At 37.6% G+C, this 8,178-nt stretch carries 8 protein-coding genes; 5 read left to right on the forward strand and 3 right to left on the reverse strand.

All coding sequences use genetic code 11. The annotated features are described in order from the left end of the window. Nucleotides 1-105: 105 nt before the first annotated feature. Together BUE08_RS07925 and BUE08_RS07930 are read left to right on the forward strand one after the other, a co-directional pair. Nucleotides 106-1,941 carry a ribonucleoside triphosphate reductase gene (locus BUE08_RS07925; RefSeq protein WP_286680693.1) on the forward strand — a complete coding sequence of 612 codons (1,836 nt, stop codon included), beginning with the start codon at nt 106-108 and terminating at the stop codon, nt 1,939-1,941. After that, nucleotides 1,935-2,624: an anaerobic ribonucleoside-triphosphate reductase activating protein gene (locus BUE08_RS07930; protein ID WP_273039688.1), complete on the forward strand. Its 690-nt coding sequence runs from the start codon at nt 1,935-1,937 to the stop codon at nt 2,622-2,624. Before BUE08_RS07925 ends, BUE08_RS07930 begins: the two co-directional genes overlap by 7 nt. 30 nt (nt 2,625-2,654) lie before the next feature. Here the strand turns inward: BUE08_RS07930 and BUE08_RS07935 are convergent, their stop codons facing one another. Both BUE08_RS07935 and hydG read right to left on the reverse strand, forming a co-directional pair. After that, on the reverse strand, nt 2,655-2,981 hold the full coding sequence (locus tag BUE08_RS07935; protein ID WP_059031264.1) for a hypothetical protein: 327 nt from the start codon (nt 2,979-2,981) through the stop codon (nt 2,655-2,657). Continuing rightward, the gene (hydG, locus tag BUE08_RS07940; RefSeq protein ID WP_059031265.1) at nt 2,968-4,380 is read right to left on the reverse strand and encodes a [FeFe] hydrogenase H-cluster radical SAM maturase HydG; all 1,413 of its coding nucleotides are present in this window, start codon (nt 4,378-4,380) and stop codon (nt 2,968-2,970) included. The genes BUE08_RS07935 and hydG overlap by 14 nt, the downstream gene beginning before the upstream one ends. Nucleotides 4,381-5,002: 622 nt before the next feature. On the opposite strand from hydG, the gene BUE08_RS07945 reads away from it, so the two are divergent. Then, on the forward strand, nt 5,003-5,695 hold the full coding sequence (locus BUE08_RS07945; protein ID WP_213997373.1) for an HAD family hydrolase: 693 nt from the start codon (nt 5,003-5,005) through the stop codon (nt 5,693-5,695). A gap of 19 nt (nt 5,696-5,714) precedes the next feature. Here the strand turns inward: BUE08_RS07945 and BUE08_RS07950 are convergent, their stop codons facing one another. After that, nucleotides 5,715-6,296, reverse strand: a complete 582-nt coding sequence (locus BUE08_RS07950) for an HD domain-containing protein (RefSeq protein ID WP_059031267.1) — start codon at nt 6,294-6,296, stop codon at nt 5,715-5,717. A 168-nt stretch (nt 6,297-6,464) separates the two neighbouring features. Here BUE08_RS07950 and BUE08_RS07955 point away from each other — a divergent pair, with 168 nt between their 5' ends. Continuing rightward, on the forward strand, nt 6,465-7,307 hold the full coding sequence (locus BUE08_RS07955) for a DegV family protein (RefSeq protein WP_286680694.1): 843 nt from the start codon (nt 6,465-6,467) through the stop codon (nt 7,305-7,307). Nucleotides 7,308-7,376: 69 nt separating this feature from the next. Next, the coding region (locus BUE08_RS07960; RefSeq protein WP_286680695.1) for a hypothetical protein at nt 7,377-8,178 on the forward strand (802 nt) is incomplete at its 3' end.

Consider the following 8,178-nt stretch of genomic DNA (forward strand, 5'->3'; position numbering starts at 1 on the left):
AGGGTTAATCGAAAGTGGGTGCGATGAACAAGGAAGGAAACATAAACTTTGTAGAGTTTTGAAATACCTTATAAAGTTTTATAAGTTTTCTGTAACGGCATATCTATGATTACTCAAATGGTAAAATGCGATGAAGATAATGCGCTTATCAAAACTACAGTTGAGATGTTTTCGAATTACCTGGACAATCGGGACTGGCATGTAGAGGAAAATGCCAATACAGGGAAAAGCGTCAATGGCCTTAATAATTATGTGCGAGAGACTTTTACAAAAAAATACTGGCTATATGAGATATATCCATCAAATATAAGATGTGCCCATGAATCAGGCGATATACATATTCACGATCTGGGTTTTTTTGGCCCTTACTGTGCCGGCTGGGATTTGAGGCAACTTCTAATGGAAGGCTTTGGAGGTGTCGAAGAAAAGATAGAAAGCCGCCCTGCAAAGCATCTTCGCTCATTTCTTGGTCAAATTGTAAATTCTACGTTCACAACTCAGGGCGAAGCGGCAGGCGCGCAAGCGTGGTCCAGTTTTGATACATATTGCGCTCCCTTTATCCGATATGACGGACTTTCATACACACAGGTCAAGCAATGTCTCCAGGAATTTATCTTTAATATAAATGTTCCCACACGAGTCGGCTTTCAATGTCCGTTCTCAAATCTTACTTTTGATATCAAGGTACCAAATGGACTAAAAAATTATCCGGTAATTATTGGAGGACAGCCTATAACAGAGGTATACGGCGATTTCCAAGAAGAAATGGATATTTTCAACAGAGCTTTTTGCGAAGTGATGTTAGAAGGTGATGCAAAAGGCAGAGTATTTACATTTCCTATTCCTACTGTCAATATTACCAAAGACTTTGAATGGGACAATCCGGTAGTTGATGATTTTATGAGAATTACTTGCAAATATGGCATACCTTATTTTGCGAATTTCATAAATTCTGATCTTTCGCCGGAAGATGCTATATCCATGTGCTGTAGATTGAGAATTGACACTTCGGAAATAAGAAAAAGAGGCGGCGGCCTTTTTGGCAGCAACCCCATGACCGGTTCCATTGGTGTTGTTACAATAAATCTGCCTAGAATAGGTTATCTTTCAAAAACAAAAGATGAGTTTTTTAAGCGATTAGAAGAAATGACAGAATTAGCCAAGGCTTCCTTAGAAATAAAACGAAAGGTTATCGAAGAACAATCTGAAGCTAACTTATATCCTTATTCTACACATTACCTGCGAAATATAAAAGAAAGAACAGGTGAATATTGGCACAACCATTTTAGTACTATAGGTATTATTGGAATGAATGAAGCACTGGAAAATTTTGTAGGTGCCGGTATAACTGCTAAGGGTGGGCTGCAGTTTGCATTGGAAGTTATGCATTTCTTGCGGAAAAAACTGCTGGAATTTCAAAAAGAAACCGGTCATTTTTACAACCTTGAAGCAACGCCGGCTGAAGGAGCATCCTACCGCCTGGCAATGCTTGACTCGAAAAAATACCCTTTTATTACAACAGCAGGAGAAGATGCACCTTATTATACAAATTCAACTCAGCTGCCGGCGGATTACACTGATGACATTTTTGAAGTAATGGAACTGCAAGAAGAACTTCAATCATTATATACCGGCGGCACTGTCTGCCATATTTACTTAGGTGAATGCATAGAGGACATATCAGTATGCAAAAACATCATACGAAAGATTTTTACCAACTATAAGATACCTTATATATCCATAACTCCAACTTTTAGCATTTGTCCGGATCATGGGTATCTTTCCGGGGAACAGACAAAATGCCCAAAATGCGGTAAAGAAACTGAGGTGTGGACGAGAGTCACCGGGTATCTAAGACCTGTAAAAAATTTTAATAAAGGCAAAAAGGAAGAGTACGCTAATCGCAAGATGTTTAAAATCAAGGAAAATCAATTATGCTAATAGGTGGATTGCATAAGTGTTCGACGGTAGATTATCCCGGCTTACTCTCGACTGTAATATTTACGTCAGGATGTAACATGAACTGCATTTATTGTCACAACTGGCAGCTTATTTCAAAGGGTTCTGATTTGCTATGCGAAGAAGAAATAATACAGTTTCTTGAGAAAAGGCGAGGATTAATAGATGGGGTAGTTTTAAGCGGCGGCGAACCTACACTGCAAGAAGATCTTCTATATTTCGCAAGAAAAATCAAGGATTTGGGCTTCAAGCTAAAGTTAGATACAAATGGTACAAGGCCTGAAGTGTTAGAACCGCTTATTAAAAACAATCTTCTTGATTTTATAGCTATGGATATCAAAGCTTCACCCCAAAAGTATCCAATGATATGCAAAAGCTCGGTATCGATAAATGCTATTTCAAAAAGCATACAACTAATTGAGCGCAGCGGCATAGATTATGAATTTAGAACTACAACCTGGCCGGGACTTTTTAAGGACGACTATATTAATATTTTAAAATGGATTTATAAGGCGAAGACATATACAATCCAGTGCTGTAGAACAAGTGATAACATCCCCATGCAAAACGATTGTTTTAAGGATGTAAAAGACATCTCATCTTTTGAGGTTATAGCAAAAGAATATGTTGAAAATTTTAAAGTCAGGGGTTTCTACGTAAATTAGAAACCCCTGACTTTCCTGTAACATGGTTATTTATTTCTGGATATTAGTGATTATCCTAAATAGGTCTATCAAAACTGCCTTCTCATCTTCATGCGCAAAAGAAAAGTTTTGTAAAAACGCCGCATAACCGTCCTGATATTCTATTCTCTGAGGCTGGATAAACGAATCAGTGCCTGCTCCGGCAAGAAAGCACCATCTCTTACCGAAGCTTTTTGCAAACCATAACTTAGTATCAGGATAGAATTCTGTAATAATTTTGGCCGACTTTTCAAGAGCTGCTTTCAAGTTTTCGCAACGAAAAGATTCTGAAATACAAGATGAAACCATTTCTTTAAATTCATTGCTAAACATAAACATCACGTTGACCTTGCTCGATAAGCTTTAGTTTATCTTCAACGTATTTTCTTCTTTCGGGGCTTTCCTTTTCAAAAGCTTCAAGCTGCTTTTGAATTGCAGCCTCGCCCACCTTACGTGTTTCTTCGGAGGCATAGTCTAAAAGATATTCCTTGAAAGTTAGCACGGCATTTGGCATGCAGTAATTATGAACAAAACCGGGTTTAGCAAGGGACATAAAGTGATCGCCGGTTCTGCCTGCTCTATACCCTGCTGTACAGAAGGACGGAATGCATCCAAAACTGCAAATTTCCCGGACAACTTCATCAAGTGATCTTATATCGCCTAAATGGAACTGTTCTTTCTCAGGGATATAGCCTTTTGCAGCTTCGGCATATCCGCCAATACCTATTCTTGAGCCTGCATCAATCTGTGAAACACCAAGAGGTATAACCTGCCGCCTTACTTCCGGACTTTCCCTGGCAGTCAAAATCATTCCGGTATACGGCACTGAAAGCCTGATTATAGCTACGAGTTTCTTAAAGTCATCATCAGATACTTTATATTTTGTCTCCTGAATAAACGGTGTATCAATAGCCGGCTCTAGTCTCGGGAATGAAATAGTGTGGGGACCTATGCCGCCAAAAGTTTTTTCAAGATGAATGGTGTGATACAGAAGACCCATTACTTCAAACTTCCAATCATACAAGCCGAAAAGCGCTCCGATTCCCACATCATCTATACCTGCTTCAAGGGCTCTGTCAAGTCCGTATAGCCGCCACTGATAGTCGCTCTTCATGTCTCCTTTTGGATGTATTTTAGCATATGTTTCATGATGGTAAGTTTCCTGAAAAATCTGAAATGTACCGATTCCGGCCTCTTTAAGTTTTCTATAACCTTCCACATCCATGGGGGCAGCATTTATATTTACCCTACGGATTTCTCCGTTTCCTGTTTTTGTTTCATATGTTGTCTTAATGGTTTCCACTATAAAGTCCGCATCATACATGGGATGTTCGCCATAGACTAAAATGAGCCTTTTTTGACCGCTGTTTTCAAGAGCTATAACTTCGTCTCTTAATTCTTCCATTGTCAAGGTTTTTCTTACAATAGATTTGTTATCGCGCCTAAAGCCGCAATATAGGCAATTGTTAATGCAATTGTTGCCGATATATAGCGGTGCAAAGAATACTATTCGGTTGCCATAGACATCTTCTTTTATCTGTCTTGCCAGCGAAAACATTTCTTCAAGCAAGTCTTCATCATTAATTTGAAGAAGTTTTGCCGTCTCTGCCGGCTCCAGACGATTTTTCTCCTTTGATTTTGCGAAAATCTCCCGAATTTCTGACTTTTCGGCACCCTTTCCCTTTTCCAAAAGGTCCATAATTTCTTCATCATTAATAAAATCTTGTGTTTTGGACATCAAAAAAACCTCCTAATTTTAAAAATTATTTTCGGAGGCTAAAAGCACCTGATAGATTTTAACCTCCTCAACCCCGGAACGCATCCAAGATCTTAGAATATAACGTAAAGCACCTGAAGGTCAGTAACTACTTTCCTTTCGGTGTATTGAACTTTCTTGTACATTTTATCACTATCTTTGCAAATTTACAATAAGTAAGCGGAGTTTTTCTTAAATAAGCTAATTGTACCTTAAAATAAAAAATTCTTAATAAGCCTCAACTGATAACAGCTTCTAATCATCATTTTGAATGAATTGAAGCGGAATGAAGAATCTTAAAGTCTTTTCTGGCGATAATTCGATTTTGATGGTAATATGATAATAGAAAGGTTTGTTTATAAAGCATAATAGGAGTCAAGCGTGTGCGAAATAGAAAGATACTTATCGCTTTTAATTTTGGTTATAGTAGTATCTATATAGCAAGCAAATAGTCTTGGCTAAAAATCTAATTGAAAACTTCAAAGTCCATTTTGACATATTTTAACGGACAGTATACTTGACTTAGAATGATTTTACTGCTAAAGTAGGGTTCGGGTTCTGTTTATTTATTTGAAGTAGATTGAGGATGGTGGATTAGTATATTATGAAAAAGTTTTCGTTAGTTATCTTTGATATGGACGGGCTGATGTTTGATACGGAAAAGCTTTCCCTACATGCATGGGAAAAAGCCGGCAAAGAACTAGGCTACAATATTGATGAAAATATAATTGCAGGCGCAAGAGGCTTAAATTCCCAAGATACTGTGCCTTATTTTCAAAAGTATTTTGGCAAGTCATTTCCTTATTCCGCAGTTCGCAAAATACATTCGGCATATTTTGAAGAATATATACAAAAACACGGGATACCTGTAAAAAAGGGTCTTTATGAATTAATAGATTTTCTTGAAACTGAATCAATACCGAAAGCTGTAGCAACTTCTACAGCTAGAGAAAAAGCTCTAAGATGCTTAGAACTTGGTGGAGTAAAAGACAGATTCGATTTGATAGTATGTGGAGATGAGGTATCAAGGGGCAAACCTGAACCGGATATATTTTTAAAGGCAGCTGAGAAATTAAAATGTCCTCCGGAAAACTGTATTGTATTAGAAGATTCCGAAAACGGTTTAAGAGCTGCTTTAAAAGCCGGCATGCTGCCGATATGTGTTCCTGACTTAGCAAAACCTTCTGAAGAAATTCGAAGGCTAATATTTAAAGAGTTTAATTCACTTTACGAAGTTAGAGATTTTTTAGAATCAGAATTAAATTCTTCATTCGACATAAAAGAGGAGTGGGCATAAACCCACTCTTTAATTTTTCTTAAATTTCGCCCTTTAACCCGATTTCTTCCGCAACCGTCTGCATCCCTTTTATGGTTTCTTCAATTACAAAATCTTTGTCAAGCCCCAAAAGTTCTATGCCTTTATCAATTACGTCTCTGTTGACGCCTGCGGCAAAATTTTTCTGGTTCCATTTTTTCTTGACTGATTTTACTTTAAGATCCAATACGCTCTTGCTGGGATGAAGCAAAGCGGTTGCTGTGATAAGACCGGTCAGCTCATCAATAGCATACAGTACCTTCTCCATTTTCTCTACGGGTTCTACATCGGAACACAAACCCCACCCATGGCTTTGCACAGCCCTTATATAATCCTCCGGCCAACCTTCTTCAGTAAGTATTTCTCTGACCTTTTGACAGTGCTGGTCAGGGTACATCTCGTAATCTAAATCATGAATAAGTCCAATAATAGCCCATTTTTCTTTATCAGGTTCATCAAATATTTCTGCAAAATGGCGCATGACTGCTTCTACAGCCAAAGCATGGCGAATCAGCGCCTCGTTTGAATTATATTTTTTTAAAAGTTCAAAAGCTTCGTCTCTCGTAGGATTTGATGCACTCATGTCTAATCTTCCTCCATAAAATAATCATTTTACTAAATAGTAAACCTTTTAGGGCTTTTGTGTCAAGGCTTTGAAATTTATAAAGCATACACGACCAAATAAAGGATTTTTGAAATGTTTATCGAAATATACAATACGATCATGACACTTTAAAAATGGAGGATTCAAATGAAGAAAATCGCCTTAGTTACAGACAGCACGGCAGATCTTCCGGAAGAAATCAGAACAGAATATGACATTCATGTTGTGCCGCTTAAAGTGAGATTTAAGGATAAAGAATACCTAGATTATGAGATAGCCGGAGACAAATTCTATGAGCTTTTAAACCAGTCAGATGAACTTCCGACCACATCTCAGCCGTCGCCGGAAGATTTTAGAAGACTATATGAAGAATTACTTGAAGAATATGATGAGGTAGTATCGATACACATTTCTTCGGGCTTAAGCGGCACAATAAATGCAGCAAATGTTGCCGCTGAAAAATTTGGCAACAAGGTTCATATCGTGGATTCCAAAACAATTAGTCTTGGAATAGGACTTATGACAATGGAAGCTGCCGAAATAATAAAAACAGGCGTTGATGCGGCTAAAGTTGTTGAAAGGCTTTCCGAGGTTAGAAAGAATGTAGAACTTCTTTTTACATTAAATACCCTTGAATATCTGCAAAAAGGCGGCAGAATAGGAAGAGTTCAGGGGATAGTGGGGACACTTTTAAATATAAAGCCCATCGTAAGAGTAGGAGATGACGGCATATACCAGACTTATAGCAAGGCTAGAAGTCAAGAAAAGGCTCTCAAGACCATCATTCAAGCTTTTGAAGATATGTCCCGGGTAAAAAAATGCAAAATGCTTGTTGTAGCTCATGGAGCAGCTGAAGAGGCAGGACTTTATCTTAAAGGAGCTTTAGAAAGCATGTTAGGGATAAAAGCCAAGATATTTACCCAAGTAGGTCCGATTATAGGGGTTCATACAGGACCAGGCACAGTAGGAGCAGCAGTTCTTTTTGGATAAGCTGCAGCAAGTTTAATAGAAAATTGCAGAAATTTATGATATAATGGTCGCAGACAAGGAGGGAAGGTGATGGATATGGCAGAAAAGGAAATCAACGCCGGCGGAGGAAATGACGAACAAAAAATAAAAGGACCTTTCGAACCTAAAATTTATGAATCCGGCTACTTCCTTATATCACAACAAATTAATAGTTTAAGAGACAGTGTGGATATAAAGTTTGATTCTACAAGAAAAGAAAATGAGGCAAGATTTAACAAGGTTGACGAGAAGTTTACAGAAGTTCGCAGAGAAATCCGAGCTCTGTCAAACAAAACTGATGCAAGATTTGACAAGGTAGATAAAAGGTTTAATGAAGTTAGCAAAAAGATTGATAACTTAGCTGATAAGACGGAAGTAAAGTTTTCCGAGGCGTACAGTGAAATCAAAGTATTCTCTGATAAAATTGATGCAAAGTTCAATAAAGTAGATGAAAAGTTCAGTGAAGTCAACAAAAAGATAGATATCTCGTCAGACAAAACTGAAGTAAAATTCAATAGAGTTCATGACGATATTAAGGCACTATCTGATAGAACAGATATGAAATTTGGCGAAGTAAACGAAAAGATAGATAGTTTAGCAGACAAAACTGAAGAAAGATTTGATAAAATAGATGAGAAATTCAGTGGAGTTCATAAGGAGATAGAAACCTCATCAGACAAGACAGAAGTAAAATTCGATGGAGTTCATGACGAAATTAAGGCATTATCCGATAAAACAGATATGAGGTTCGATGGAGTTCATAATGAAATTAAAGCTCTATCTGACAAGACGGATACGAGGTTCAATGAAGTTCATGAGGAAATCAAGGCATTATCTGACAAGACAGATATGA

This window comes from Tepidanaerobacter sp. EBM-49, from assembly GCF_001896645.1.
Classification (GTDB): Bacteria; Bacillota; Thermosediminibacteria; order Thermosediminibacterales; family Tepidanaerobacteraceae; genus Tepidanaerobacter; species Tepidanaerobacter syntrophicus.

What these genes read in the sequence shown, in the direction of transcription:
- BUE08_RS07950 (WP_059031267.1), bottom strand. Translation starts at nt 6,296, where the DNA reads ATGAGTGCATCAAATCCTACGAGAGACGAAGCTTTTGAACTTTTAAAA.
- BUE08_RS07945 (WP_213997373.1), top strand. Translation starts at nt 5,003, where the DNA reads ATGAAAAAGTTTTCGTTAGTTATCTTTGATATGGACGGGCTGATGTTT.
- BUE08_RS07925 (WP_286680693.1), top strand. Translation starts at nt 106, where the DNA reads ATGATTACTCAAATGGTAAAATGCGATGAAGATAATGCGCTTATCAAA.
- BUE08_RS07955 (WP_286680694.1), top strand. Translation starts at nt 6,465, where the DNA reads ATGAAGAAAATCGCCTTAGTTACAGACAGCACGGCAGATCTTCCGGAA.
- BUE08_RS07930 (WP_273039688.1), top strand. Translation starts at nt 1,935, where the DNA reads ATGCTAATAGGTGGATTGCATAAGTGTTCGACGGTAGATTATCCCGGC.
- hydG (WP_059031265.1), bottom strand. Translation starts at nt 4,380, where the DNA reads ATGTCCAAAACACAAGATTTTATTAATGATGAAGAAATTATGGACCTT.
- BUE08_RS07935 (WP_059031264.1), bottom strand. Translation starts at nt 2,981, where the DNA reads ATGTTTATGTTTAGCAATGAATTTAAAGAAATGGTTTCATCTTGTATT.